At 65.0% G+C, this 24,914-nt stretch carries 29 protein-coding genes and 1 pseudogene; 5 read left to right on the forward strand and 25 right to left on the reverse strand.

Annotated elements, in window-relative coordinates; all coding sequences use genetic code 11:
* Nucleotides 1-131 precede the first annotated feature (131 nt).
* Together C0V73_RS18800 and C0V73_RS18805 are read left to right on the forward strand one after the other, a co-directional pair.
* Complete coding sequence (locus C0V73_RS18800) at nt 132-392, forward strand: ribbon-helix-helix protein, CopG family (protein ID WP_102021532.1); 261 nt, start codon at nt 132-134, stop codon at nt 390-392.
* Complete coding sequence (locus C0V73_RS18805) at nt 389-706, forward strand: type II toxin-antitoxin system RelE/ParE family toxin (RefSeq protein WP_102021533.1); 318 nt, start codon at nt 389-391, stop codon at nt 704-706. Before C0V73_RS18800 ends, C0V73_RS18805 begins: the two co-directional genes overlap by 4 nt.
* Here the strand turns inward: C0V73_RS18805 and C0V73_RS18810 are convergent, their stop codons facing one another.
* The 14 genes from C0V73_RS18810 to C0V73_RS18875 all read right to left on the reverse strand — a co-directional run bounded on the left by C0V73_RS18810 (nt 707) and on the right by C0V73_RS18875 (nt 15,504).
* The gene (locus C0V73_RS18810; protein ID WP_102021534.1) at nt 707-1,141 is read right to left on the reverse strand and encodes a cytochrome c-type biogenesis protein; all 435 of its coding nucleotides are present in this window, start codon (nt 1,139-1,141) and stop codon (nt 707-709) included.
* A 161-nt stretch (nt 1,142-1,302) separates the two neighbouring features.
* Nucleotides 1,303-3,291: a heme lyase CcmF/NrfE family subunit gene (locus C0V73_RS18815; RefSeq protein WP_102021535.1), complete on the reverse strand. Its 1,989-nt coding sequence runs from the start codon at nt 3,289-3,291 to the stop codon at nt 1,303-1,305.
* Entirely contained in the window at nt 3,288-3,740 is a 453-nt protein-coding gene (gene ccmE, locus C0V73_RS18820; protein WP_102021536.1) for a cytochrome c maturation protein CcmE, read from the reverse strand. The genes C0V73_RS18815 and ccmE overlap by 4 nt, the downstream gene beginning before the upstream one ends.
* A complete protein-coding gene (ccmI, locus tag C0V73_RS18825) occupies nt 3,737-4,960 on the reverse strand; it encodes a c-type cytochrome biogenesis protein CcmI (RefSeq protein WP_102021537.1) in 1,224 nt (407 codons plus the stop codon). The genes ccmE and ccmI overlap by 4 nt, the downstream gene beginning before the upstream one ends.
* Nucleotides 4,961-5,139: 179 nt before the next feature.
* On the reverse strand, nt 5,140-5,553 hold the full coding sequence (locus C0V73_RS18830; protein ID WP_102021538.1) for a hypothetical protein: 414 nt from the start codon (nt 5,551-5,553) through the stop codon (nt 5,140-5,142).
* A gap of 123 nt (nt 5,554-5,676) precedes the next feature.
* A complete protein-coding gene (locus C0V73_RS18835) occupies nt 5,677-7,071 on the reverse strand; it encodes an ATP-binding protein (protein WP_102021539.1) in 1,395 nt (464 codons plus the stop codon).
* Nucleotides 7,068-7,733 (reverse strand): response regulator transcription factor, encoded by a 666-nt coding sequence (locus tag C0V73_RS18840; RefSeq protein WP_102021540.1) that lies wholly within the window; start codon nt 7,731-7,733, stop codon nt 7,068-7,070. Before C0V73_RS18840 ends, C0V73_RS18835 begins: the two co-directional genes overlap by 4 nt.
* Before the next feature lie 46 nt (nt 7,734-7,779).
* A complete protein-coding gene (locus C0V73_RS18845; protein WP_102021721.1) occupies nt 7,780-8,019 on the reverse strand; it encodes a hypothetical protein in 240 nt (79 codons plus the stop codon).
* A gap of 320 nt (nt 8,020-8,339) precedes the next feature.
* On the reverse strand, nt 8,340-8,549 hold the full coding sequence (locus C0V73_RS18850) for a hypothetical protein (protein ID WP_102021722.1): 210 nt from the start codon (nt 8,547-8,549) through the stop codon (nt 8,340-8,342).
* Nucleotides 8,550-8,569: 20 nt separating this feature from the next.
* Complete coding sequence (locus C0V73_RS18855; RefSeq protein WP_102021541.1) at nt 8,570-12,352, reverse strand: glycoside hydrolase/phage tail family protein; 3,783 nt, start codon at nt 12,350-12,352, stop codon at nt 8,570-8,572.
* 2 nt (nt 12,353-12,354) lie between these two features.
* Complete coding sequence (locus C0V73_RS18860; protein ID WP_102021542.1) at nt 12,355-12,909, reverse strand: NlpC/P60 family protein; 555 nt, start codon at nt 12,907-12,909, stop codon at nt 12,355-12,357.
* Between the two features lie 275 nt (nt 12,910-13,184).
* The gene (locus C0V73_RS18865) at nt 13,185-13,796 is read right to left on the reverse strand and encodes a heparin lyase I family protein (protein ID WP_102021543.1); all 612 of its coding nucleotides are present in this window, start codon (nt 13,794-13,796) and stop codon (nt 13,185-13,187) included.
* A 182-nt stretch (nt 13,797-13,978) separates the two neighbouring features.
* Entirely contained in the window at nt 13,979-14,875 is an 897-nt protein-coding gene (locus C0V73_RS18870) for a DUF2163 domain-containing protein (RefSeq protein WP_102021544.1), read from the reverse strand.
* The gene (locus C0V73_RS18875) at nt 14,872-15,504 is read right to left on the reverse strand and encodes a DUF2460 domain-containing protein (protein ID WP_102021545.1); all 633 of its coding nucleotides are present in this window, start codon (nt 15,502-15,504) and stop codon (nt 14,872-14,874) included. The genes C0V73_RS18870 and C0V73_RS18875 overlap by 4 nt, the downstream gene beginning before the upstream one ends.
* A 293-nt stretch (nt 15,505-15,797) precedes the next feature.
* Between C0V73_RS18875 and C0V73_RS18880 the strand changes: the two genes are divergently transcribed.
* Nucleotides 15,798-16,043 carry a type II toxin-antitoxin system VapB family antitoxin gene (locus C0V73_RS18880; RefSeq protein WP_102021546.1) on the forward strand — a complete coding sequence of 82 codons (246 nt, stop codon included), beginning with the start codon at nt 15,798-15,800 and terminating at the stop codon, nt 16,041-16,043.
* Entirely contained in the window at nt 16,043-16,447 is a 405-nt protein-coding gene (locus tag C0V73_RS18885; protein WP_102021547.1) for a type II toxin-antitoxin system VapC family toxin, read from the forward strand. The genes C0V73_RS18880 and C0V73_RS18885 overlap by 1 nt, the downstream gene beginning before the upstream one ends.
* A 151-nt stretch (nt 16,448-16,598) precedes the next feature.
* Here C0V73_RS18885 and C0V73_RS18890 read toward each other — a convergent pair whose 3' ends face one another.
* The 4 genes and pseudogenes from C0V73_RS18890 to C0V73_RS18905 all read right to left on the reverse strand — a co-directional run bounded on the left by C0V73_RS18890 (nt 16,599) and on the right by C0V73_RS18905 (nt 18,416).
* The gene (locus C0V73_RS18890; RefSeq protein WP_102021548.1) at nt 16,599-17,207 is read right to left on the reverse strand and encodes a phage tail tape measure protein; all 609 of its coding nucleotides are present in this window, start codon (nt 17,205-17,207) and stop codon (nt 16,599-16,601) included.
* Nucleotides 17,208-17,390: 183 nt separating this feature from the next.
* Nucleotides 17,391-17,549, reverse strand: a pseudogene (locus tag C0V73_RS18895) (phage tail assembly chaperone); the annotation flags it as partial.
* Between the two features lie 41 nt (nt 17,550-17,590).
* A complete protein-coding gene (locus C0V73_RS18900; RefSeq protein ID WP_102021550.1) occupies nt 17,591-18,001 on the reverse strand; it encodes a gene transfer agent family protein in 411 nt (136 codons plus the stop codon).
* A 7-nt stretch (nt 18,002-18,008) separates the two neighbouring features.
* Entirely contained in the window at nt 18,009-18,416 is a 408-nt protein-coding gene (locus tag C0V73_RS18905) for a phage major tail protein, TP901-1 family (RefSeq protein WP_102021551.1), read from the reverse strand.
* 415 nt (nt 18,417-18,831) lie between these two features.
* Between C0V73_RS18905 and C0V73_RS18910 the strand changes: the two genes are divergently transcribed.
* A complete protein-coding gene (locus C0V73_RS18910; protein WP_102021552.1) occupies nt 18,832-20,058 on the forward strand; it encodes an MFS transporter in 1,227 nt (408 codons plus the stop codon).
* 116 nt (nt 20,059-20,174) lie between these two features.
* On the opposite strand, the gene C0V73_RS18915 is transcribed toward C0V73_RS18910, so the two are convergent.
* The 7 genes from C0V73_RS18915 to C0V73_RS18945 form a co-directional block, all read right to left on the reverse strand.
* Nucleotides 20,175-20,573, reverse strand: a complete 399-nt coding sequence (locus C0V73_RS18915) for a DUF3168 domain-containing protein (protein ID WP_102021553.1) — start codon at nt 20,571-20,573, stop codon at nt 20,175-20,177.
* On the reverse strand, nt 20,570-20,764 hold the full coding sequence (locus C0V73_RS18920) for a hypothetical protein (protein ID WP_102021554.1): 195 nt from the start codon (nt 20,762-20,764) through the stop codon (nt 20,570-20,572). The genes C0V73_RS18915 and C0V73_RS18920 overlap by 4 nt, the downstream gene beginning before the upstream one ends.
* Complete coding sequence (locus tag C0V73_RS18925) at nt 20,761-21,096, reverse strand: phage head closure protein (RefSeq protein ID WP_102021555.1); 336 nt, start codon at nt 21,094-21,096, stop codon at nt 20,761-20,763. Before C0V73_RS18925 ends, C0V73_RS18920 begins: the two co-directional genes overlap by 4 nt.
* A 2-nt stretch (nt 21,097-21,098) precedes the next feature.
* Complete coding sequence (locus C0V73_RS18930; protein WP_102021723.1) at nt 21,099-21,668, reverse strand: phage head-tail connector protein; 570 nt, start codon at nt 21,666-21,668, stop codon at nt 21,099-21,101.
* Between the two features lie 417 nt (nt 21,669-22,085).
* Nucleotides 22,086-23,351: a phage major capsid protein gene (locus C0V73_RS18935; RefSeq protein ID WP_172450240.1), complete on the reverse strand. Its 1,266-nt coding sequence runs from the start codon at nt 23,349-23,351 to the stop codon at nt 22,086-22,088.
* An 80-nt stretch (nt 23,352-23,431) separates the two neighbouring features.
* Nucleotides 23,432-24,007, reverse strand: coding sequence for an HK97 family phage prohead protease (locus C0V73_RS18940; RefSeq protein WP_102021556.1), 576 nt, complete (start codon nt 24,005-24,007; stop codon nt 23,432-23,434).
* A 261-nt stretch (nt 24,008-24,268) separates the two neighbouring features.
* Nucleotides 24,269-24,589 carry a DUF6107 family protein gene (locus C0V73_RS18945; protein ID WP_102021557.1) on the reverse strand — a complete coding sequence of 107 codons (321 nt, stop codon included), beginning with the start codon at nt 24,587-24,589 and terminating at the stop codon, nt 24,269-24,271.
* Between the last annotated feature and the right edge of the window lie 325 nt (nt 24,590-24,914).

Below are 24,914 nucleotides of genomic sequence, written 5' to 3' on the forward strand. Positions count from 1 at the left end.
TATAGGAGCTGTCAGGTTACGGCGAACTGTACGGCAGATGAATTCTTCGTAATCTTTGGTGCCGGTTCGGCTGCATTTGACCCGGCCTCGGGCCAAGGCTATCATCCGTATTACAAACGGAGTGAAAAGCGATGTCGAAACAGCAGCTATCCGATCCGATCACGCTTAGATTACCGCTCGACCTTCTGGCCGAAATCGAAGCGGTTGCGGATGCCTGCGAACGCAGCCGCAGCTGGGTCATGGTGCGGGCACTGAAGGCCTATATGGCCCAGGAAGGCCGAGAAATTCAGGAAATGGCGCAAGCCCGCAAAGCGGTTGAGGACGGCGCGGGCATCGATGCGCAGGATGTGCTGGCTGAAGTGGACGCGATCACGAAGGGCGCGGCTGCGTGAAAGTTCTCTTTTCGCCCCGCGCGAGAGACTATTTGCGGCAAGAAGCCACCTATTTGACGGATCGGAACCGGGCCGCCGCCGAACGTTTTCGGCATGACATCAACCAGTTCGTCAAGGCGCTTGCTCAATTCCCGGCGATGGGACCGGAGGCGGCGGACCTGCCGTTTCCAGGCGCGAGGCGGTTCGTGGTCGGAGACTATCTGATACACTACGAAATCGGCGAAGCAGCCATCGTGATCCTGACGATCCGCCATGGTCGCGAGCGACCTCCGGAGATGCCGCTTGATGACGACGCCGACTTTGAGGCCCCCTGACTATTCCCGATCCAGCAACTTCCCCAGTCGCGCTTCCTCTTCCGGCGAAAGCTTCGCCACCGGCTGCACAGCCCGCCTGCGCGTGTAGACCACAGCTACAATCAGACCAATGATCGCGAGCGCCGCAGGAGCCCCCCAGAGCGCGATCGTGCGCATGCTGAGCCTTGGCTTCAAAAGCACGAACTCTCCATAGCGTGACACGACATAATCGAGCACCTGCTCATCGCTGTCGCCCCCCACCAGCCGCTCACGCACTACTACGCGCAAGTCGCGCGCCAGCTCGGCGTTGGAATCGTCGATCGACTGGTTCTGGCAGACCATGCAGCGTAGCTCGGCCGACAGGGCCCGGGCCCGCTGTTCGAGCGCAGGATCGGCGAGCACTTCGTCGGGATTGACGGCAAAGGCGTAGATGGGGGTGAACAGAAGGACCAGCATCAGGAATGCGGCCCGAAGCCCCCCTCTGGCCTGCCGGTCATCTCCCCCACAAGGGGGGAGAATAGGTGCGGACGCCGCTCGCTTCGTCGTCAAAGGCAGGACGTGGCGCAAAAGCCCCTCCCCCTTGCGGGGAGGGGTTGGGGAGGGATTCTTCATCGCATTCACTCCGCGGCCTCCAGCGTCGGCTTCGCCGCCACCTTGGCACGCTTCGGCGCGCCGACGCGAAGCCTGCGGTCCGACAGCGAGACGATACCGCCCGCCATCATCACGATCGTGCCGTACCAGATGCAGAGGATCCAGGGCTTCCACCAGATGCGCACCACGATGCCGCCATCCGCCATCGGATCGCCTAACGACACATAGAGCTGGCTGAAGCCGAAGGTGACGATGCCGGCTTCCGTGGTCGGCATCTGGCGGGCCGTGTAGAGCCGCTTCGACGACCAGACATCGGCCACTTCGACACCGCCCTGGCGGACGGTGAAATGCCCCTGGTCCTCGGTGTAGTTCGGTCCGGTCGCGGCGCGAATGCCGTCAAAGGTCACGACATAACCGCCAGCTTCCGCCGTCATGCCCGGCTTCATTTCGACCACCGTTTCCGTTTCGAAGGTGGTGACGGCGACGACGCCGAGCACGGTCACACCCATGCCGAAATGCGCCAGCGCCGTGCCGAAGGCCGAGCGCGGCAGGCCCTTCAAACGGCTCCAGGCGGTCGACAGCGGGTGCTTGCCGAAGCCGGCGCGGTACCAGAGATCGGCAATCGCCCCGCCCATGACGAAGAAGGCGAGCGCAAGGCCGGCCACCGCCATGACAGGACCGCCATTCTGGGCGTACCAGAGGCCAAGTCCGAGAACGAGCGAGAGTGCTGCCGCCACGTAGAGGCGCTGCAGGGCCCCGAGCAGATCGCCGCGCTTCCAGGCGAGGAACGGCCCGAAGGGCACCGCCAGCAGAAGCGGGATCATCAGAAGCCCGAAGGTGATGTTGAAGAAGGGCGGACCGACCGAGATCTTCTCACCCGTCAACGTTTCCAGGAGCAGCGGATATAGCGTGCCGATCAGTACCGAAGCCGTGGAGACGGTCAGGATCAGGTTGTTGAGAACCAGCGCGCCCTCGCGCGAGATCGGCTGGAACAGGCCGCCGGCCTTCAACATCGGCGCGCGCAGCGCAAAGAGCGTGAAAGCCCCGCCGATGAAGATCACGAGAATGCCAAGAATGAAGACACCGCGCGTCGGGTCGGTGGCAAAGGCATGCACCGAGGTCAGCACGCCCGAGCGCACCAGGAAGGTGCCGAGCAGCGACAGCGAGAAGGCGATAATGGCGAGCAGCACCGTCCAGATTTTCAAGGCATCGCGCTTTTCCATGACCAGCGCCGAATGCAGAAGCGCCGTGCCAGCGAGCCAGGGCATGAAGGAGGCGTTTTCGACCGGATCCCAGAACCACCAGCCACCCCAGCCGAGCTCGTAATAGGCCCAATAAGAACCCATGGAGATCCCTGCCGTCAGGAAGACCCAGGCCGCCAGCGTCCAAGGCCGCACCCAGCGTGCCCAGGCGGCATCGATGCGCCCGTCCATCAGGGCGGCAATCGCGAAGGAGAAACAGACGGAGAAGCCGACATAGCCGAGATAGAGCAGCGGCGGATGGATCGCGAGGCCGATGTCCTGCAGGACCGGGTTGAGGTCCTGGCCCTCCGCCGGGATCGGCGATAGGCGGATGAAGGGGTTGGAGGTCAACAGGATGAAGAGCGTGAACGCCGTCGTGATCCAGGCCTGCACTGCCAGCACATTGGCCTTCAGCCGATCCGGCAGGTTGGTGCCGAAGAAAGCGACCATGGCGCTGAAGAAGGCGAGGATCAGCACCCAGAGCAGCATCGAGCCTTCATGGTTCCCCCAGACGCCGGAGACCTTGTAGATCATGGGTTTGAGCGAATGGGAGTTCTGATAGACGTTCTGTACCGAAAAGTCGGAAACCACGTAGCCGTAGGTGAGAACCGCGAACGAAAAGGCGACGAGCAGGAACAGCGCATAGGTGCCAGTTGTCGCCACCGCCATCATCGCCGCGTCTCCGCGCCGGGCGCCGATCACGGGCAGAATGGAGACGACAAGACAGGTGGCGAGTGCCAGCACGAGAGCATAGTGGCCAAGCTCGATGATCATTGGATCTCTTCCTTGCCGCTGAGTTCCACCCCTTGCGCCTTCAGACGGTCGGCCACATCCTTCGGCATATAGGTCTCATCATGCTTGGCGAGCACGGTATCGGCAACAAAGACCTTATCGATGCCTTCGAAGCGTCCTTCCGCCACCACACCCTGCCCCTCACGGAACAGATCGGGCAGGATGCCGGTATAGGTGACCGGCAGCTCGCTCAGCGTATCCGTGACCGTAAAGGTGATCGTCGATCCCTCGCCCCGCACCACCGAGCCCGTCTCCACCAGTCCGCCCAAACGGATGCGGGTGCCCGGCTGCAGGTCTGCCTTGGCGAGGTCGCCCGGAACGTAGAAATAGGCGATCGACTGGCCGAAGGCGAACATCACCAGAAGAACGGCCGTCAGAATGAAACCCATGCCACCGGCAATCACCGCGAGGCGTTTCTGTTTGCGGGTCATTGGCTCACCTCCTCGACATCAAGGCCGAGCTCTTTTGCCATGGCAATCAACTGCTGGCCCTCGGCGCCATCAGCCGGGAAGGCCTTGAGACCATCCTTCAGCGCAGCTTCCGCGCGGGCCTGATCCTTGAGCATGGCATAGGAGCGGACAAGCCGCATCCAGCCTTCGAAATTGTTGGGATCTTCCTTCAGGCGCGCATCAAGACTCGCCACCATGCCGCGGATCATCTCGCCGCGATCGGCCTCTGACATCGCTTGCGCATTGGCAATGTCGTCTGCGGAAGGATTGCCCGGTGCTGCCGGATTGGCGGCGGCCGGTGCCTGTGGTGGCGCCGCGGCAATCGCTGGCGCATTGGCGAGCGGCACGCCGGTGCTGTTGGCCGCAATATGCTGGTTGACCAGCGCCATCCAGGGCGCGGTCGGCGGAGAGGCGGCGGCAATTGCCTGGAAGGCGGCAAGCGCCTCGGTGCGGCGGCCGGACTGCTCGAGCGCCAGCGCCAGATAGAAATCAGCGCGCGGATTGTTCGGCTCGAGCTTCAGCGCTGCCTGAAAGGCCATCTGGGCATCGTCGGTGACAATCCCGTCATTGCGCACGACGATCGTTTCACCGAGGCCATTCATGCGCTCGGCATCGGGGCCGAGAATGCGGATGGCATTGCGATAGGCAAGCTCGGCATCATCAAGGCGGCCGATGCGGAAATAGACGGGCGCCAGCACGTTCCAGCCATTGCCGTCGCCGGGATTGCCCGCCAGATGCTGCTCAACCTTGGCGACCAGCAGATCGACATCATCACCCGGATTTTCGATGCGCGCGGCAAGCGGCGCGTCCGGCGTTCCGGGGCTACCGATTTCGAGATAGCCGGCAAGGCCGATGACGGGAAGACAGATGAGAATGAAGGCCTGGGAGAAGGTATAGCGCCGGCGCTTGGAGCGCCCACCGGCTGCCGCCTCCAACGCCAGCTCATCGCCCTCGCCGCCTGTTTTTTCGCGACCGGCAATCGCCAGCAGCCGGCGTCCGATCTCGGCGCGGGCATAGTCGGCATCTTCGGCTGAGATCAGGCCTCCCGCCTTGTCCCGTTCCAGCTCCCGCAGCTGGTCGCGATAGACCGCCGCCTCGCCTTCATCATAGCGTGTCGCCCGGGCCGAAGCCCGCAGCAGGGGAGAGAGCAGGACGACGGCAACAATGACCGTCAGCAGGGCGGAGATGATCCAGAACAACATGAAACTCAATTACGTCAAGGACGGGTGCATTCCAACAGTCAAACACCCCCTGACGGAAAGTTGAGGCGTTTGGCCGCAAGAATTCTCTATGTGGTCATAACCTGCCTAGCCTTGACCCAAGTCAAGTGGGAAGCAGTCGACCTGCCTATCAATTGAGCATCAATTTTAAGCGTGTGGGATCAACTGAGTGGCGTCCAGGTGCCGTTCGGGTTGCGGCAGGCCGCACCGCGGGCCTGCAATTCCCGACCACCGCTCACCACCTTGTGGGTGAACTGGCGACAATTCTGCTGGCCAACCTGATAGGGGGCCGCTGCCACGACCTCGCCTCGCACCTCGCCGCCGGCCCAGGTCACGGGCTGGCCGCCGGGGGCTGCTTCCAGTGCCCGGTATTCGGCCTCGAGCGCCCGCTGGGTTTCGCTGCGCGACAGTTTCACGCCCGTGCGTGCGACGATGCCGCCCTGCAGGGCTGCGATATAGACGGCGGAATTGGCCTTGGCGGTCGCGGTGCGTCCGCCGCCCGAGGTGGTGCAGCCCGCAAGCGCGAGCGACACCAGAGCGGTGGCTGCCAGTATTCCGAAGCGCTTCACACCCATAAGACCGTTCCAAGTGCCGTCAATTGTTGCCGCCGTCAGGCGCCTGTCCCGCTTTCGGAAACGCGCATCGCCGTCGCGCCGAAATCAGTCCTATACACCTATGTAATTTCACAGGAAAATCAATCACGCAGTGTCCTTCGTCACAGCCGGTAGGATCAACTGTGCGCGAAGTCCGCCGATCCCTGCCCGTGACAGGCCGAATGCGCCCTGATATTCCCCGGAAATCTCCTTGACGATGGAGAGACCAAGGCCCGTTCCCGGCTTGCTTTCGTCGAGCCTGCGGCCGCGCTTCAGCGCCTCGCCGATCTGCTCGGGTGCCAGCCCCGGTCCGTCGTCTTCCACCACGACCTCGATCCAGCCGCGCCGTCCATCCGTGGCGTCGTCCTCGCGTGTCGTCATCGTCACCTTGGTCACCACCTTGGTGCGGGCAAAGCGGGACGCATTTTCCAGGAGATTGCCGACGACTTCCTCGACGTCCTGCTGCTCCATGGCAAAGGTCAGATCCGGTGCAACGTCGAGTTCGAAGGCCACCTCGCCGTTCAGCTTGCGCATCACGCGCACCAGCCGTTCCAGCACCGGCTGGGCTTCGGTGCGGGCGAGCACGCTGTCGCGCTGGGCGGCGATGCGGGCACGGTTCAGATAGGAGGTCACCTGCGCCTGCATGGCCTCGGCCTGAGCCGCAATCACCTCGGCATGGGTCTTTTCGAGCGTGCGCGCCTCGTTGAGCAGCACGGCAATCGGCGTCTTCAGCGAATGGGCGAGATTGCCGACCTGCATGCGGGCGCGCTCGACGATGCGGCGGTTGCTGTCGATCAGCGCGTTGATCTCGCTGGCAAGCGGCATGATCTCCCGCGGAAAATCGCCCTCGATCCGCTCGGCCTCGCCGCGCCGGATGCGCTCCAACCCTCGGCGCGCGCGGTCGACCGGCTTCAGGCCGTAAAGGATGGCCAGACCGTTGACGATCAAGCCGCCGATGCCGACCACGGCAAGTGCGCCATAGAGCCGGCTGGTGAAGAAGGTGATCTCGTCCTCGATGACCTGCAGATTCCCGGAGACCCGGAAGCGCGCCGCCCGTCCCTGGTCGTCGAGTACCACTTCGGTCTCGGCAATGCGGATCCGATTGCCGACATCGTCTGTCATTTCGTAGTAGCGCTCGTAATTCTGGTCGAAGGGCGTTTCCTCGACATCGGGCACGGCGAGATTGGCCACGCCGAGCGAAGCAGATGCGAGCGGTGCCGTCGCATAATTGCCGAGCGGCTCGACCAGCCAGTACCAGCCGGTCTCGGGCTGCGAGAACCGGAGATCGCCAAGGGCTGGCGAGCCGGTCAGGCTGTCGCCATCGCCGATCGAGACGGAGTTGACGACGTTATAAAGCTGAGCTCTGAGGAGGTTGTTGAAGCCGCGCTCAACGCCCTGGCGATACAGGGCGGAAATCGCCACCGCGATCGTGACCAGACCGAGTGCAGACCAGAGGGTCGCAAGCAGCAGGACGCGCGCGGTGAGCGAGCGGATCTTCATTTCGCGGGGGCTTGGATGCGGTAGCCGAGGCCGCGGACCGTTTCGATCATGTCGACGCCGAGCTTCTTGCGCAGGCGACCGACAAAGACCTCGATCGTGTTGGAATCGCGGTCAAAATCCTGGTCGTAGAGATGCTCGACCAGTTCGGTGCGCGAGACCACCTCGCCCATGTGATGCATCAGATAGGAGAGGAGGCGATATTCGTGCGAGGTGAGCTTCAGCGTCACGCCCTCGACGGTCGCCTTCGAGCTCTTGGTATCGAGCCGCACGGGTCCGCAGACGATCTCTGAGGATGCATGGCCTGCCGCACGACGGATGAGCGCGCGGATGCGGGCGAGCACTTCCTCGACATGGAAGGGCTTGGTCACATAGTCGTCGGCGCCGGCATCGATACCTGCCACCTTGTCCGACCAGCGATCACGGGCCGTCAGGATCAGCACCGGCATCACCCGGCTTGCGGCCCGCCATTTTTCGAGCACTGTAATGCCGTCCATTTCCGGCAGGCCGATATCGAGGATCACGGCGTCATAGGGCTCTGTATCGCCGAGGAAGTGGCCTTCCTCGCCATCAAAGGCCTTGTCGACGACGTAACCCGCTTCCTGCAGGGCCTCGACGAGCTGGCGGTTCAGATTGACATCGTCTTCGACGACGAGAATGCGCATATGGTTCACCCCTCGGTGCGGAGAGCTCTTCAGTCCCTGCGGCCGCTCACTCAGCGACCCGCATGGTGACCTTGCGCGGACGCTCGCTGCCATTGCCGGGAACGAGTACGACGATCACGCATTCACCGCCCGATTCGTGTACGGAAAGCAACTGCCCGCCGACCTCTGCCACGACGCGCGCCGCCGCCGCCCGGCAATCCGCCGCCACGGCATCGCTCCCGCCCACCGGCAAAGCCGCCACGGTCAAGGCCAGCGCCAGGCCCGTGTATTTCATGAAAGATGCCATTGCTGCTTCTTCTTGGATGACGTCCACTCTAGGCAAATTATGTACCGCAAGGCGTCTGAATGGCAAATGAATGCCTCGTAATCTTATGGGGATGGCTGTTGAGAGCTGGGAATTTAAGTCCGCCGACACCGGCCTTCACGTCTTACTGTCCCTTTAGATTTTGGCCCCTGGCCAGGGGATAGGGGACTGTGCTGCTGGCCTCGCACTCCTTCTCCCCCACTGTGGGGGAAAAAGCGAAATCGAAGGCTTAGGCGAGCGCAAGCAGCCTAAACTTCAGATTTCGCAAGCGAGGGGATCCGTTCACTCGGCACATATTCACCTCACCCACCGACCCCCTTCGTCGCGGTCAGCCGCCCATAAAGCGCCAGCAACCCGCCGACAGTGCCGGCGAGTGTCGTCAAAGCGTCCGCGATTTCGGCCTGCTCGGCGCCACCCACCTCCAGCCCGGCTCGACCGAGCAGCGGAGCTGCAATCGCAATCAGCGCCCCCCAGACGGTCTTCGACTGATACCAGGGTTTCAAATCCAGCATGTCTTTCTCCTCTTCGTTGTTCATCCATTGATGGCAATGACCGCTTCCAGCGGCAGCCCGGCAGCCAACCGCCCAAGCTGGCGCACGCGAATGCCAAGCACCGACTGCGCCCCGCCGAAATCTGCCAGTTCGTCCGCCGCCGGATAGGTAAACCCAGCCTCGCCAACCTCGACCATGCGCACCATCGCGCTCCCGTCCAGGATCTCCAGCCGGTAGCGCTCTTCCGCCTCGTCGAGTGGCACGTCACCCTCCGCCCAGGCATCGGCTTCGATCCGGCTGCGCCTGATCCACGAAATCAGAAGATCTCCCGAGACCTGCCGCACCACCCGCGCATGCACGGGCGCAAGCGGCGTCTCCGCCCGCATTCCGCCTCCGAAGACAAACGGCCCGGACAGTTCGGTCACCAGCCCCATGGGCTCCAGGATCCAGTTCTGCGCCGCCCCGCGCTCGGCGTTCACAAGCCCCAGCGACCGCACTGCCCCGTCCAGCAGCACGACTCCGGCACCGACCGACGCCCCTGCTGTCGTGGCATCCTCGGTCCCGCCCAGCCCGCGCAACAGCCCGGTCAGACGCCAGCGCCCCGATGCCACTTCCTCGGCCTCGGTAAAACCGATGACCTCCCAGTCACCGCTCAGCGCCCGCACCGCCAGCCGGTTCGCGCCTGACAGCACCGAGGTCCAGCTCGCGGAGGAAAAAGCCCCGCCCAGCAGATCGACAAGCAGAGCATTGGCCGGATCGAAACGCCCCACCGGTCCCGGCGAAAGCGGCTCTACCAGCCGCCCCATCGTCGCCGGCCGGTCCAGCGTCAGCCTGAGACGATAGCCCTCCGTCTCGGGCGAACTCGACACCGCAAGCCTGCGCCACGGTCGGCCAAAAGCCGCCACGCTGGCATCGCCCAGATGGCTCGTCCCCTCCAGCCTTGGCAGATCGAGAAAGCTGACCACAGGCGCAAAACCCTGAGCTCCACCGCCATCCGGCAAACGCCCCGGCTCCACCGCAGTTATCGGCGCAGAGACCTTTCCGGCAAAGGCCCGCAGCGTCAGCCGCCGCTCGAAGCCGTCCTCGATCCCCTGCACGAGAAAACGCCCCTCTGGCCCTTCGGGAAAGCGCAGCACATCTCCCGGCTCGACCGCGATCTCGTCCGGCCCCAGCGCCAGTTGCAGGGTCCGCCGCGCCAGCCGGTTGTCGCGCAACCAGCCCTCGGCAGCGGCCAGAGCCGTCTCCTCGGGCATCGCCGCCGGCAGGTCGCGGGCAAGCTGGCGCTCGGTCGCCGCCTCCACCTTGCGCGAGCGCACGCTCGCCTCAACGTAATCGGCTGCCGGATCGTAGAAGGTCACCATAGCTTCCGAAGCAAAATCGCTGTCATGGCCGCGCGTCTCGCTCCAGAGCGGCTGATCTGCGAGGTCGGCGACAACAGTGATCTCGCGCGCGGCCAAGCTCGCCGTCAATCGCGTGCGGAACTTCAGCCGCCCGCCATCCTCGATCACGTCGATCTGGAACAGCTCGATCAGCGGCTCGATCAGGTCGCGCGCCGAGGTCAGATCCCCCTTCACATAGCCGCCGAAATCCCCCGCCACCTCCGACACATCAAAATCGTCAAAGCCGTGATCCCGCAGGATCGCCGCGATGGTGTCGGCCAGCGTCGCAGTCCCCAGCCGTCCGTTCAGCCAGTGCCCCGTGCGCCAGTTCAGCCCGTCTGCCCAGAGCCCCGCATTCTGCGGAAATGCCGGATAAGGCCGGGCGTCCCAGGTCCAAGCATAGATACCTTCAGGATCGACCATGCCATCAGGTGCCTCATCGCCCTGCCAATGCGCCAGATGCGCCTCCAGAAACCGCCGCTGCTGGCTGTCGCTGCGGGCACCCGCCGAGAAATACGGCCTGCCACTCTCCACCGATTTGGCGTCGACAAAGACATTCGGCTGGTTTGCTCCCTTATCGACCGCCCCGCAACCGAGTTCGGTAAACCAGAAGGGCTTCATCTGGGGCGCCCAGTCCGTCGGGCTCGCCTCTTCGACGCCGCCGATCCTGTTGTAGTGGTAGTTGCCCCACCAGCTTTCGAGATCCTTGAACCTGAAAACCCAGGGTTTGCTATAGGCGCCATCGGTGATCGGCGTCCGCACCCGCGCCTGTCGATCCGCTTCGCTGGCATAGAACCAGTCATAGCCCTCGCCCGCCGTCAGCATGCGGGCAAAACTTTCGGCATCGTCAGCGCCCGAAAACCCGTCGGGACTTACCTCCTCCAGATCCTCGTCCCGCCAGTCCGCGAGCGGCATGTAGTTGTCGATGCCGACGGCTGAAACATGCGGGCTCGCCCAGAGCGGATCGAGATGGAAGAAGACATCGCCCGACCCGTCCGCCGGCTGATGGCCGAAATATTCGCTCCAGTCCGCCCCATAGGAGATCGCTGTCGCGCCGCCCAGAATGCCGCGCACCTCGTCGGCCAGCGCCACCAGCGCCTCGACAAAGGGAAAGGCGTTCGCCTCATCGCGCAGGGTCGTCAGCCCCTTCAGCTCCGAGCCCAGCAGAAACCCGTCCACCCCGCCGGCCGAGGCCGCAAGCGCCGCATAATGCAGCACGAACCGCCGATAGCCTTCGCTACGTGTCACGAATGTCGAAACCTGCGTCCGCGCCGCCGCTGTCTTGTCGGCACCGAGCGGATAGGCCGTGATCCGCCCCCGCCAGGGATAGGCCGCCTGTTCTGTCCCGCCATAGGGATCGGGTAGGTCATTGCCTGCGGGAATGTCCATCAGAACAAAGGGATAGAGCGTTACCTTCAAGCCACGTGCCCTCAAGTCCCGGATGGCCTCGACCACGCTTTGATCATCAGGCGATCCGCCATAGGCCGGCCCACCGGCATGGCGCGACACGAGGTAAGCCTCCGCGCGCGACATCCCCGCCACACTCCAGGCTCGGCTCTCCTCGCGGCGAAAGCGGACCTCAACGCCGGGCAGCACCCGGCAATTGCCGGCCCGCAAATCCGTGCCAAACCAGGCGACAACAAGCGCCACGCTCTCCAGATTGGGGCAAAGCGCCTGCAACTCGTCCAGCGAGGCCTGCCAGTCGGTCGATGCCATCAACGTATTGCGGTTCAGCCAGCGCTTTTCGCCCTCGCGCGGTGCGTCAGACACGCGCGTCGCCGCATAACCATGCTCGGTCGCACCGGGAATGATCGTCACCGCCCGGATCTTCTCTTCCAGCGCGCCCACCGGCCGGATCACCTCGAACTGGATGAGCGGAATGCGATTGCCGAAATCATCGAGCGGCAGTCGCTCGAACACGACATAGGCCAGCCCGCGATAGGCCGGCGCCCGGTCCCCTCCCTGCTTCGCCGCCATCAGCGGATCGACCGGCTGGCTCTCCGTCCCGCGATAGACCCGCATCTCGATCTCGGTCGTATCGAGTTCCCGCCCTTCGACCCAGACACGGCGCACACCCGCAATCGGCCCCTCGCAAAGCCCGAGCGCCAGATTGGCATAATAGCGATAGGTCGTCGTGCGCGTGCCGCCGGAGGACTTTCCGCCCGTCCGCTCGGTCACCGTCTCCTCCTCGAAGCGCGTCGCCCAGATCAGCGTGCCGCCGAGCCTCGCCGTGCCATAGAGCCTCGGGATAACAGTGCCTTCGCTCGCGCCCGCAAGCCTTGCCGAGGACAGCCGCGCCCCGTTCACCTCCCGCGTACCCCCGAGAAGGCTCCGGTCGATCATGCTGCCCGCGAGTGCTCCCGCCGCGCGGCCCAGGATCGCACCGACAGGCCCGAAAACCGACCCAAGGGCTGCCCCCGCCGCCTGCAGAACAATGGTCGCCATGGTCAGACCCTTTCCGGAAATCGATAGATGCCCGCAATTCTCCGCCGCCATCCAGGCACCAGTGCCGACAGCGTCACGGCGGATTGCTCATAGGCATGGATGAAGGCATCGGGCGGCGGCCCGCGCCGGTGATCGTCGCTCAAGTGACCACCGTACGCGCCGCCCCAGTCACAACCGCAGTTGCAACCGCAATCGCCATCGCCGCGCCCCCGGCCACCATCCTCACAAGGCAGCCGCGCCAAAATCCCCGCATGCTTCGCCGCCAGATGCGACCGAAACCGAAACAGCACCAGATCCCCTGGCAGGCTCTCTTCGAACGACAGCACATCCACGAAATGCCGCCCCGCCGCCGCCATCAGCCGCTCTTCACCCGCCCGCTCCGCCCAATCAGCCGCATAGGCCGGCACCACCTCCGGCTCCGCCCCATAAAGCTCCCGCCAGATCCCGCGCACGAGGCCCAGACAATCGCACCCCACCCCCTTCACCGCCCCCTGATGCCGATAGGGCGTGCCGATCCAGGTCCCGGCAATCACCAGGACGTCTGCGTTGACGGACATGGGAGGCTCCGGGGATTGGGAGGTGAGGATTGCGAGGCAACAGGTTTGAAACTGACGACGCAGCGATCAACCGCCCCGAGGACAGCGAAAAAGGCCTGCGACACCATTTCCCCTCACCCTGAGGTGCCCTCGCTCCGCGAGGGCCTCGAAGGGTCGAGGCCAATTACAGCATCGTTCGAGGCCCCTGCTCTCGGAGGGGCACCTCAGTATGAGGGCGGACTGCCTGCAGCCACCACCTCCCCCTTGAGGGGCGGGTGTTCGCAAGTCCCCGGCTCTCACCCCGCAGCCCGGCTCACCCGTCGATAGCTCACCTGCTGGTCCGGCCCGACCAGACCCGCCTGCATGTTGCGATAGATGCCATAGACGGAAGTCGTCGCCGCCGGCAGAAGTGCCAAGCCACTGCGTCTCAGCACCGTCCGCCCGTTGACGGAAGCGGTAACCGCGCCCGCCGTCGCATGCCAGGTGAAGCTATAGCTGAAGGTATTCCATACGCCCTTGGTCACCGTCACAGGCGTCTCGTCGAATACACCGGTCTCCTTGTTGTTCAGGCAGATGGTGAAAACGCCCTCCTCGTAGCGGTTGAAGACGCTGTCATAACCGCCGTTGTGCCATTGGCCGAGGGTCTGCTTGGGACTGAACTCGGGATAATCCTCCGGGATCTTCAGGTGAAAGGCATAGCGCCAGGTGGAACCGACAGCATCCTCCGTCGTCACCCGCGCCTCGCAGCGTTCGCGATAGTTCAGCGCATCGCTGCCGTCTGGCCCGTTCCAATAGTCGCCGGCCTTGACCTGAAATGTCTCGACACCGTTCGCCCTTGCATACCGGCTCTCGTCGACCGCCTGGACATAGCAGGAATAGCCGTCTCCGTCGGGGCAGATGATCTTCATGGGGCAGTCCTTTCATGCTTGGGGGGAATGATGTGCAGGGCGCCAGCGCCCGTACCTCCACCTGGAGGGGGGAGGTCGCCGCAAAGCGGCGGGTGGGGGTGACCCGGAGCGGAGCAAGCCAGGCTCACCCCACCCCGGACCTCTGGTCCGACCCTCCCCCTCAAGGGAGGGTTCTTAGGCAGTCACCGATAGAGCACTCCGCCATCATGGGTGCTGTCGCCGCTGACATAGGAATAGGCAAAATCACTGCCGGGCATGTGCGGAAAACCGCGGAAATTCAGCTGATTGCCGAACTTCTCTCGACAGGTGGCAAAACTCTTGTCGCAACCGACGGTCAACGTCACCGCATCGCCCTCTGCCGGCCGCGCCTCCAGCGGCAGCCAGAGCCTGAGCGTCACGAGGCCACCCGTGCCCGCCCCGCTCTCCTCGATCGCCAGCCGCCGGCCCGAGAGCACGCCGTCATCGAAGCGAAGATGCCCCAATCGAAAATGCCCATCGGCCAGATCCGGCAGCCCCGACACCGTCAGCCGGTCGGCAGCCAGCACCTCGGCCACGACACCCGTAACCCGCCTGTTCGCCGCGCCCATATTCACCCGACACCTGTTGTCGGCCAGATCGGCATCACAGCGCCGGTTGTAGATCCGCCCTTCCGGCTGCTGCAGGCGATGGGCAAAACTCCGAAGCTCCGCCGAAAACCCGGGCCCTGCCCGGCTCACTTCGCCGATCTCCTGCACCGACATCAGCGCGTGCTGCTCGTCCGCTGCCTGCCAGTTGACGAGAAACAGCTCGACCCGCGCGCCGTCATAACGTCCGGCTGCCAGATCCACCTCCGTGATCGCCTCGCTCGAAAACCCGCCACGTACCTCGGTACCCGGAGCCGCACGCCCGCTTGCGACGCTCGCCTCGGTCGCAGCAAAACCGGTGCCCGGTTCAAATACCGTGCCGTCGAATGTCAGCTTCTGGTCATGCTCGGTAAATCCCAGCCTGAAGCCATCGCGGCAGGTCACTCGCCAGGCACGACACAGCGTCGTTTCGCCCGTTGCCAGATGGTCGGCCAGCGCTTGCGGAAGCCGTTTCATGGCATCACCTCGATCAGCGGAATGGAGGGAATGCGTCCGGCCCTGAAGGCTTCGAGATCGATCTCGATCCGGTCAGTGTCGAACCGCACCGGCACGTCATAATCGAAACCCGCGCGGATCTCCGCGCCCTCTTCCGGCGCATGCCCGACGGCGAAAGTGACGATCCCGGTCGTCAAATCGACCGAGAACCCCTCCGTCACCTCCACGCCATCGATCGCAACCCGCACCGACCCCGCCACAGGCTTCACCACCGGCCGCCGCTCCACCGCAGCGCCATCTCCATAGCCCTTCACAAGCTGAAAGACCGAAGTCTCGTCGTCACCGGTCCCGAGAAACTGATCGAGCGGCGTCACCGCCTCGCCCGGTCGCGCGGAGGAAAAATCCACCGGGTCGCGGAAGCGAAAGCCATGCAGCTGCCCGCCGCGCGCCTCGAAAAACTCCAGCACCGCATAGAGGTCCGCCACGGAACGCACCGAGATCCCGACATCATACCTGCGCCTCGAAAACCGCCAGCGCCGATTGCGCGCCTCGCGCCCATTGGAGAGCGACACGATATCCGTCTGCCGCCCCGGCCCACCGCTCGTCGTCAGCGACAGCCGCAGCGGAAAACGCTGTTCATGAAAGGCCATACCCGCCTCCGTTCGATGGAATTGTGAAGATGCGTTTCGTCGAGGTCCGCTTGAGCGGCCCCTCGGCATGAGGCATGTGTCGTGATCTAGGGCGCAGCTCGCGCCGACCTCTCCTTCTCCCCGCCTGAGGGGAGAAGGTGGCCCGAAGGGCTCAGGTGCAACCTGTGGCACCTGATATGATTGGCTTTGCCCAGCGCCACTTCTCGGCAGAGCACAGCAACCGTAAGCATGCTCTTGGAAAGCGGGCGTCGGTCATCTACATTACCTGAGAGAAAAATCTACATGGAGCCGATATGGCCATCAACGTCAACAATCCGGAAGCCGATGCGCTGACGCGGCAGTTCGCGCAGATGACCGGCGTCGGCATAACCGATGCGATCGTCATCGCCATGAAAGAAGCGATCGAACGCCGCAGTCGCGCAGAAACACCACTTGAGACGGCGACCCGCCTCAGAGCCAAGCACCAGGTGGGACTGACAGAGCAGGCGCAAACCCCACTTCCCCGTCAGGCATTCGATGCCATGTGGGACGACAGCTGATGTTCGTCGATGCCTGCGCCATCATCGCCCTTCTGACCGACGAGCCGGAGTCGTCGCGCGTCTCCGATGCGCTTTCTTCCGCCAGGCAGCCATTCACATCCCCGGTCGCGGTTCTCGAGACAGTTCTCGGCCTCGCCCGGCCGGATAAACTCGATCTGCCAGTCCCGGCAGTCGAAGACCTGGTGCGCGAGTTCCTCGAAGCGCGTGACATCGAAATCCGCGATCTGCCGCCCGCAACGGAAACAACCCGGCTCTCCTTGATTGCGGCCCATCGCTATCGCCAAGGCCGCAATCGCCTGAACCTCGGCGATTGCCTGCATTACGCCTGCGCCAAGTTCCATGGCGTCCCGATCCTGGCGACCGCCGACGAATTCCGCACCACGGATCTGGACGTCGTCGCCTGAGGTCCGGGCCAAGCCGACATCGGATGTTTGCGAACAAGAACGCGTCCATGCAAGCCACCTGAAACCGGCCGGCTTACCCGCAATGACCTCATCCTGAGGAGCCCGCGCCCGCGCGGGCCTCGAAGGACCCTACTGCCAACTGCCCGCCGCCTCACAGCCCCCGCCGCCCGCGCCCGACCGAGCGGGCCAGCATCGCCGTGATCTGCCCTTCGCTTCTCGCAAAACTCGCCGCATCACTCGCCGTCACCTGAAAGTGGATGACGGTCGCGGCACCTGCCCCGTCCGCTGCCACGCCGAGCGCGCCGTCGGCGCCCCGCTTCAAGGGCAGGATTGCCTCCGCCCCCGCCTCGCCCATCAGGCCGATCCCGCCTGACATCGGAAAGTAGGTCGGCGCCGCCACCACCCCGCCATCGGCAAAGGGTACGACCCGGCCCGGCACACCACCCTTCGCATAGGCGGTCACGCCGGCACCGGACACCTTGTCGAATCCGGCGCTCAGGCTGCCGATCAGGCTCTCCGCCGCATCGCCAAGCAGCCCTTCGAGCGGCTTCAGCCCTGCCGACAAGGCAATGTCGGTCAGTCGCGAGCCGACGCTGCGCAGCACCTCCTCCAGCCCCTTGCCTCCGGTCGTGGCACCGCGCAAGGCCGAGGTCAGCGCCCGGCCGAAACTCGCCGACCGGCTTTCGAGATCGTCGAGCACGGCCAGCGCCTGCGCGCCGTCGATATCGACGGAAAGCGCCAGCGTATCTTCGTCATTCATGGGATATTCCTTTCATGGAAGGCACGAGGCAACGATCCGCCCCCACTGTTTCCCCTCACCCTGATACCCCCTCGCCTGGCGAAGGCCGCGAGCGGCGAGGCCACCAGTGCGAGCACAACCGGATCCTTCGAGGCCCCTGCTGTCGCAGGGGCACCTCAGGATGAGGGGCAGCCCTCTTGCCATTCACTCCGGAAACCTTCGCATCAACGCCTCGACCTCACGCCGCGACAACCCGGCCGGCTGCCCGAACGCCCCGAGCATCGACGCGAACTCCGGCAGGCTCAGCTGCCAAAAAACCTCAGGTAAAAGCCGCAGACGGGAAAGCCCAAGCGTCATCGCCGTACCCCAAGGAAACGGCCTTGCCTTCGCCCCGCCTGCGGCCCTTAAGGGGAGGCGCCGCCCTCAACAACTCTCTGAGTATCCGCTCCCGCATCACGCGGCCCCGCCCCAAACGTTACCGCCAGCAGCTCGCCGACCACCTTGGCCGCCCCCGCAACCCCGCCTTCTACCGCCATTTCGGCGACATCGGCATCCGACAGCCGGTTTCCCCCGCCGCGCAGTCCGCAGGCGAGAATGCGAGTGAGATCGGCGCTCTTCAGACGTCCAGTCGAAAACCGCGTCGCGAGATCGGCCAGGCTCTCTGCCCCAAACGCCGTTTCCAGTTCGGCGAGCGCACCCAGCGTCAGGCACAGAATGCGCCGCTCACCATCGATCACCGCCTCCACCTCGCCGCGATGGCGGTTGGCGCGGTTCACGGTCACCGGCTCGCGCGACTCCCGTTCAGTGCTCCGCATGGCCGCCTCACAGCGCCGCAAAGGAAACGGAACCGGCCGATTCCAGCGCGATCTCGAAGGTCACCTCGCCATCGTGATTGCCGGCATAATCCAGCGCCGTCACCTGAAACGGCGCCGTCACCGTGCCGAAATCGGGGATCACCACCTGATAATTCAGGATCGACCCGGCAAAAAATGCGGCCCTCACAAGCGCGTCGGACGCCGCATCCTTGAACAGCCCGGAGCCGGTCAACCCCGCCCGCCGGACACCTGCCCCTTCCAGAAGCTCCCGCCAGCGCCCGGCGCTCTCGCTATCGGTCACATCGACCGACTGCGCATTGAAGGCCAGCCGCCTGGCCCTCAAGCCCGCCACCGTCACAAACCCCGCCCCATCCTCGACCTTCAGCAACAGATCCTTGCCCTTCTGCGCGCCCATGGCGTCTCTCCTTGTTGATGTGTGTGATGTTGCGGAAGCCGGCGGCGCTGCTCCCCACCTCCCCCTTGAGGGGGGAGGTCGCCGCAAAGCGGCGGGTGGGGGTGACACCGTCTCAGCGCCCGCCGGATCACCCCACACCGGACCTGCGGTCCGACCCTCCCCCTGAAGACGAGGGTGGAGGCAGCGCACCCCATGCATCCCCTCACCCTGAGGTGCCCGGCTCTGCCGGGCCTCGAAGGGCCGAGGCCTCCTATGAAACGGATGCTTCGAGGCCCTCGCCTCGCTCGGGCGCCTCAGCATGAGGGCCTCGTACTGGCTCGCCCAACAAGCACAGCCCAAGATTTCGCCCTAGCCCCCGCTCCACAACCGGCCTAGAAGAAACACCCCGCCTCTCTGAATCTCTCCCGAGTCCCCGATGAACATGCCCCGCACCATCCTCGTCGCCGCGCTTGCGGTTTCGCAGATCCTCGGCTGGGGCACGACGTATGAAATGCCGGCGGTGTTCGGCCGCGCCATGGCCGCCGATCTCGGGCTTGCCAATGAAATGGCCTTTGCCGGCCTCACCGTGATGATGCTGACCATGGCCTTTCTCGGCCCCTGGACCGGGCGGCAGATCGCCCGGCACGGCGCGTCCCGCGTGCTCGCCATGGGCTCCGTGCTGATGGCCTCTGGCCTTGCCATGCTGGCGATCTCGACCGGCCTTCTTACCTACGCGTTCGCGTGGCTGATCCTTGGTGCCGGCGGCTCGTTTGCACTGACCGTGCCAGCCTTCGCCGCCGTCGTCGAACGCGAGGGCCGCGATGCCCGCCGTGCCATCGGCATCCTGATGATCTTCACCGGCCTCTCCTCGGCCGTCTGCTGGCCTCTGCTGACGCTTGCCGGCGATGCCTTCGGCTGGCGCGGTGCCCTGCTTGCGGCCGCCGGCGCCCAGCTTGTCATCGCGCTTCCCGTGCATCTGGCGCTCGGCCGCATCGCCATCACCCGCTCGGCAGAGGACCGTGCCGCCGATGCCATAGAACCGCTAGCCTTGAGCCGCGGCATGGCGACTGCCGCCTTCCTGCTGATCGCCCTGTCGAGCTCGCTCTCCAGCCTGATGACCTTCGGCCTCTCGCCGCAGCTCCTGCATATCTTGGAACTCTCGGGCGCCACGCCGGCGCTCGCGCTGCAGCTCGGTTCACTGCGGGCCGTCTTCGGCATTTCCGCCCGTGCCGTCGATCTGGTGCTCGGGAAATACACCTCCCCGATCACCACGGGACTGGCCGGCGCCGCCATGCTGACCGGCTCCACGCTGCTCCTGATCTTCTGGTCCGGCACACCGTCGAGCCTCGTCATCTTCACCGCGCTTTACGGCTTCGGCTCCGGCGTCAGCGCGCTTGCGCGTGCCACCATGCCGCTCGCTTTCTTCTCGGCCAGCCGCTTCGCCCGCCAGTCGGCACGGCTGTCCCTGCCGCAAAACCTCGCAAACGCCACCGCCCCCGTGCTGATGACCGCCGTCATCGACCGCGCCGGCATCTCCACCGGCCTTACCCTCGCCACCCTGCTCGCCGCCACGGGTTTCGCGGCGATCCTGGGCCTGGCGGTGATTGCGCGGCGGGGACGGGTGGAAGGCGCCGGCTCGCCCACCATCAGCCCCTCATCCTGAGGTGCCGGGCAAGGCCCGGCCTCGAAGGGTCGAGGCCACACAGAAAGGGCATAGGGATCCTTCGAGGCCCGCGCGTGGCGCGGGCACCTCAGGATGAGGTCGCGATCACCTGAAGCTTACTCCACCACCGCCCGAAAACCCGCCTCGGCCACAAACAATCCGGCCTTCACCTCCCGGCGGCTCGTCGTCCGGCGATGCCGGAAATTCACCAGGCGAAACCCATCGAGCATCTCCGGCAACCCGTCTGCCACGCGCCTGAACTCCGTCACCAGCCCTTCGGCCTCGCGCCGCGACACGGCACTCCAGGCCTCCAGCGTCAACAGGATCTCCGCGCCGTCCGCCTCACTCGTCGAGAAATCCCGCGTCTCGACCGACCCGATCACCAATGCCGGGAAGCGCTGCGGCCGGATCGTCCGGTCGGAGATCCCCTGCGGCCCAAGCACCGCCATCAGCGCCGCATCCGCCTTCACCGCCTGTTGAACGGCTGCCAGCAAGGCATTGACCGCATTGGTCATGTCGGCTCTCCCTGTTCATCGGCAGAATTCGCGCCGGCACCCTGTCTTGCGGCGAACTCCCCGGCGACGGCATCCGTCGACAACCCATCCATCCGCCGCGCCCGCCGATACGCCAGCGCCTGGCGCAGCATCTCGCCCAGTCGTCTGCCGGTCTCCTCCAGCGCGGTCCCGTCTCGCGCGCCGCCGCTCATCCCGTCACCTCGTGGCAGAGCGCGACCTGGAACCGCCCCGTCTCATCCGGATCGCGCAAAGCCAGGATCTCGAACACCCGCGCCCCTTTTCGAAACCGCTGCCCGGCCGCCAGCTCTGCGCGCGCCCTGACCGTCACATGATGCGTCACGGTCGAGACCAGCCCCGGCCCCTTCTCTTCCTCGGCAAAACCGAACGGCTCGATCAGCGCCCAGACGCGAGCGAGTTCGACGAAGCCGGTCTCCGCCCCGCCCTGCGCATCTTCAACAGCCTCAGGCCGTTCCAGCACCAGCCGCGCCGTCAGCCTGCCAGCGTCGATATCGAGAAGCGCCATGGTCAGAGCCCCCTTCTGCAGAAGGGCGCGATCAACCGGTCATAACCCGGCGGCACCACCGCCGGCTGCGCGTCCGCCGCCACGACCCCGCGGCAGGCATACATCGCCGCCACATGCAGCAGCATCGCCCGCTTCAACGTCTCGGGCACATCCGCGCCGCTCTCGCCGAAGCCGGCCGAAAACTCCACCTCGATCCCGTTCATCACTCGCCCCGGCGCCGGCGTCTCGCGCAGCCAGAGCCTTGCCGGTCGCGCCTGCCCATCCAGCAGATGCCCGTCGAGATCCACCACCTGCGGCTCGCCCTCGCCGTCATAGACCGTCACCACCCTCACCGCCTGGACCGGCCCGCGCGCAATCGTCAGGATCCCGTCTTCCGGCCAGTCGTCGAGGCACAGCCGAAAATCCCGCGCCGCCAGCACCAGCCCCGTCTCCCGCTCCAGATGCTCGCGCGCCACGGTGGCAAGCGCCAGGAGAAGGCCGTCCTCCTCCTCGCCATCCAGCCGCAAATGCGCCCTGATCTCGGCAATCGTCAGCGGCTCCACCGCGGGTGGAGTGAGTTCGATGATGGTCATGGGAGGTTCCTTGAAAACGAATTGCAGGTAGCCCCTCACCCTGAGGCGCCGGGCCATGCCTGGCCTCAAGGGCGAGGCCACCCTGAAGAGTTGAAATGGATGCTTCGAAGGGCGCTCCGCACCCGCCTCAGCATGAGGGAACCGAAGTGCTGTCGGGTGCCCACCTCCCCCCGCGTGGGGGAGGACGGAAAATCGAAGGCTTAGGCGAGCGCAAGCCGCCTAAACTTCAGATTTTCCTGGTGAGGGGATCGGTTCCGTTGGCAAGAGATAACAGACGCCCTGGCGGCCCTGCACCGAAGGATCCGCTCAGAGTGCCACCATAACTGATCCCCTCACCAACAAAATCTGAGGTTTAGCCCTGATCGCTCTCAAGCCCTCGATTTTGTATCCTCTCCCACAAAGGGGAGAGGGACAGGGTCACACCCCAAACTTCACCAGCTTGATCGCCTCGAAGTCCTGCACGCCGCCACCGACACGTTTCGTCGTGTAGAACAGCACATACGGCTTGGCCGAATAGGGATCGCGCAGAACCCGCACGCCAACACGGTCGACCACCAGATAACCCGCCCGGAAATCACCAAAGGCGATCGCCGTCGCATTGGCCGCGATGTCAGGCATGTCCTCGGATTCCGCCACCGGAAAACCCATCAGCGAGGCGGGACCACCGGCCCGTGCCGGCGGTGCCCAGAGATAGTTGCCGTCGGCATCCTTCAGCTTGCGCACCGCACCCTGGCTGCGGCGGCTCATCACGAATGTGCCGTTCTGCCGATGTCCGGCCTTGAGCGCATAGACCACGTTGATCAGCACATCGGACGCCCCGCTTGCCGCAAAGGCCCCGGCCGCCCCGGTGGCAACAGTGCCGATTTTGCCCCATTCCCAGGCGCCGTCATCCACCTGGTCGTAGGACAGAAACCCCTTCGGCTTCAGCACGCCGTCACCCGACACGAAGGCTTCGCCCTCCTGTTCGGCAAAGGCGATATCGACTTCGGCTGCAATCCAGGCCTCGATGTCGACGGCGGCATCGTCGAGCAGCGCCTGCGTCGCCGCCGGCATGGCATAGAGCTCCATCGTCGGGAAGGCGAGTTCGGCCAGTTCCGGCGTGCCGGTCTGGGTCCGCGCCGCCGTCTCCGCCACCCAGCCGCTCGCAAAGCCGCTCGCGGCGAAAGGCTTCTTCAGCACAGAACCCGACACCTGCCGCACGGTCGCGAGCGATCGGATCGGCGAGATGACCCTGAGCCTGCGGCCGATCTCCTCGTCCACCTGCGGCGGCACGAGATAACCGCCATCGCCGGAGACACCCGCCGACAGTGCCTTCTGGTCGAGATCGCGCAGCGCCTGATCATCACCCCGGCGCACATAGGCCTCGAAGGCCGCCTTGTGTTCGGCAAGCCCCGCCTCGTCGCGACCGGACCGTTCCAAAGCCGGGCGGCGCTTCTTCAGCACGAGTTCGTCCAGAAGCCGGCTCTGTTCGTCGATCGCCTTGTTGATCCGCTCCACCTTGTCGCGGGTCACGACATCGCTGATCAGCTTCTCCTCGATCTCGCCCAGCCGCTCGTCATTGGCCTCCTTGAAAGCCTCGAAGGCGGTCATGAATTCGGCGAAGGCCGAGGTCACTGTGTCGGGTGCCGCCTTCACCTCGGGTGCGGGCTTGGCCGCAGCACCGCCGCCTGTCCTCTTATCCATCCGCCCGCCTGGGGCAGACGCCCCGCGCCCGGCCGCATCCGTCCTGCCCTCGCCTGCCATCATCGCGTCTTCCATGTCGCTCATCCTTTCGTGAAGTGATTGTTCGCCATCGACCGGGCCGCACGGCGCATCAGCCGGACGAGCTCGGTTTCCCTGTCGCGGTAAAACCGCCTGTGCTTGACGTTGGAGACCCTGGCCGTCGGCAGCATGGGAAAGGTCACCACCGAGATCTCCCAGAGATCGGCCTCCAGGATGCGTCGCACCCCGGTCTTGCGGTCGCTCCTGGTCTTCACCGCCCGAAATCCGATCGAGAGACCATCGAGTGCCCCCGCCTTCATCAGCGCATGCACCTCGCGGGCACGGGCCACATCGGTTGCAAGCTTGCCCTCGACATAAAGCCCCCGCTCGTCCTCGCGGATCACGGTCCAGCGGCCGATCACCTCGGCCGGATCGTGCTGAAAAAGCATGCGCACACCGCTTGCCCCGCGTTTGCCGAGCGACGCGGAAAAGGCTCCGGGCTCGATTGCATCGCGGCCTAGATCCACCTCGCCGAACAGGCTCGCATAACCCGAAAACCGCCCGTCGCCGGCCACCCCCTTCAGCGTCAGCCCCGCATAGCAAAACCGCGGCGCACCTGCCGTTTCCAAAGCCTGCATGGCTCGTCTCCTCGTGATGTTGATAATGTCTCAGCGGTCAGGGGCCGGCGGCGGCTCTCTCCCTCTTCTCCCCCAGCGGGGAGAAGGTGGCGCGAAAGCGCCGGATGAGGGGGAGCGAAGCTCAGGCTGCGATTTAGACGCCTCACCGCTCCGCCCTTAGCCCCTCACCCTGAGGTGCCCTCGCAAGGCGAGGGCCTCGAAGGGTCCAGGCCACCCTTTGCATCCGCAGGGGATCCTTTGAGGTCCCTGCTTGCGCAGCGGTCACCCACCCACCTTGTCTCCCGCCCGCCCCGTCAGCCGCACCAGCACGCCGAGCCCCCACCAGGCGGTGAACGAGGCGAGCGTCGCACCCGCCAGCATGATCTCCGCCGGCGACAACCGGCCCTCGAGACCCAGCTGCCCCGCCCCCCAGACACCCGTCGGCCCGCCGAAAATCAGCCCGCAGGCGAGCCCGGTCAGTAAGCGCACCGCCGCCTCGCGGCGATGTTTGGGAAGCAGGTAGACGAGCGAGATCGCCGAGCCCGCGACAGCGCCGATCAGGCGCGCGGATGTCACTCCGCCGTCGTGTCCGAAATCAGTCATTTGTTCATCTTTCGCGATTAGCTTTTGGTCGAGCGCCGGCCGGAACGATCCCGCCCAAAAGGCTGCGGCCGGCGCCGCTTGCCCTCAATCTTCAGCTCTTCACGTCCCACATGAAGCGGACGGCGATTGTCGAATCCTCTGAATCGGTTGGCAGCCGATGTTCCGATCCTGATTCAGCTTCTGCGCGCCTCCATTGACGCGCTCATCGTCGCGTCCATCCACAGCGCCGCCGCTTCCGATCGCACGAAAGCACGCCGTTAAGGGACAGGGTCATCAGGGCTTCACAGAAGACGGCTTTAGTGACCCCGGGTGAACTTCGGGGGAT

Origin of the sequence: Rhizobium sp. TH135, assembly GCF_002855515.1 — a bacterium.
Taxonomy (GTDB): Bacteria; Pseudomonadota; Alphaproteobacteria; order Rhizobiales; family Rhizobiaceae; genus Allorhizobium.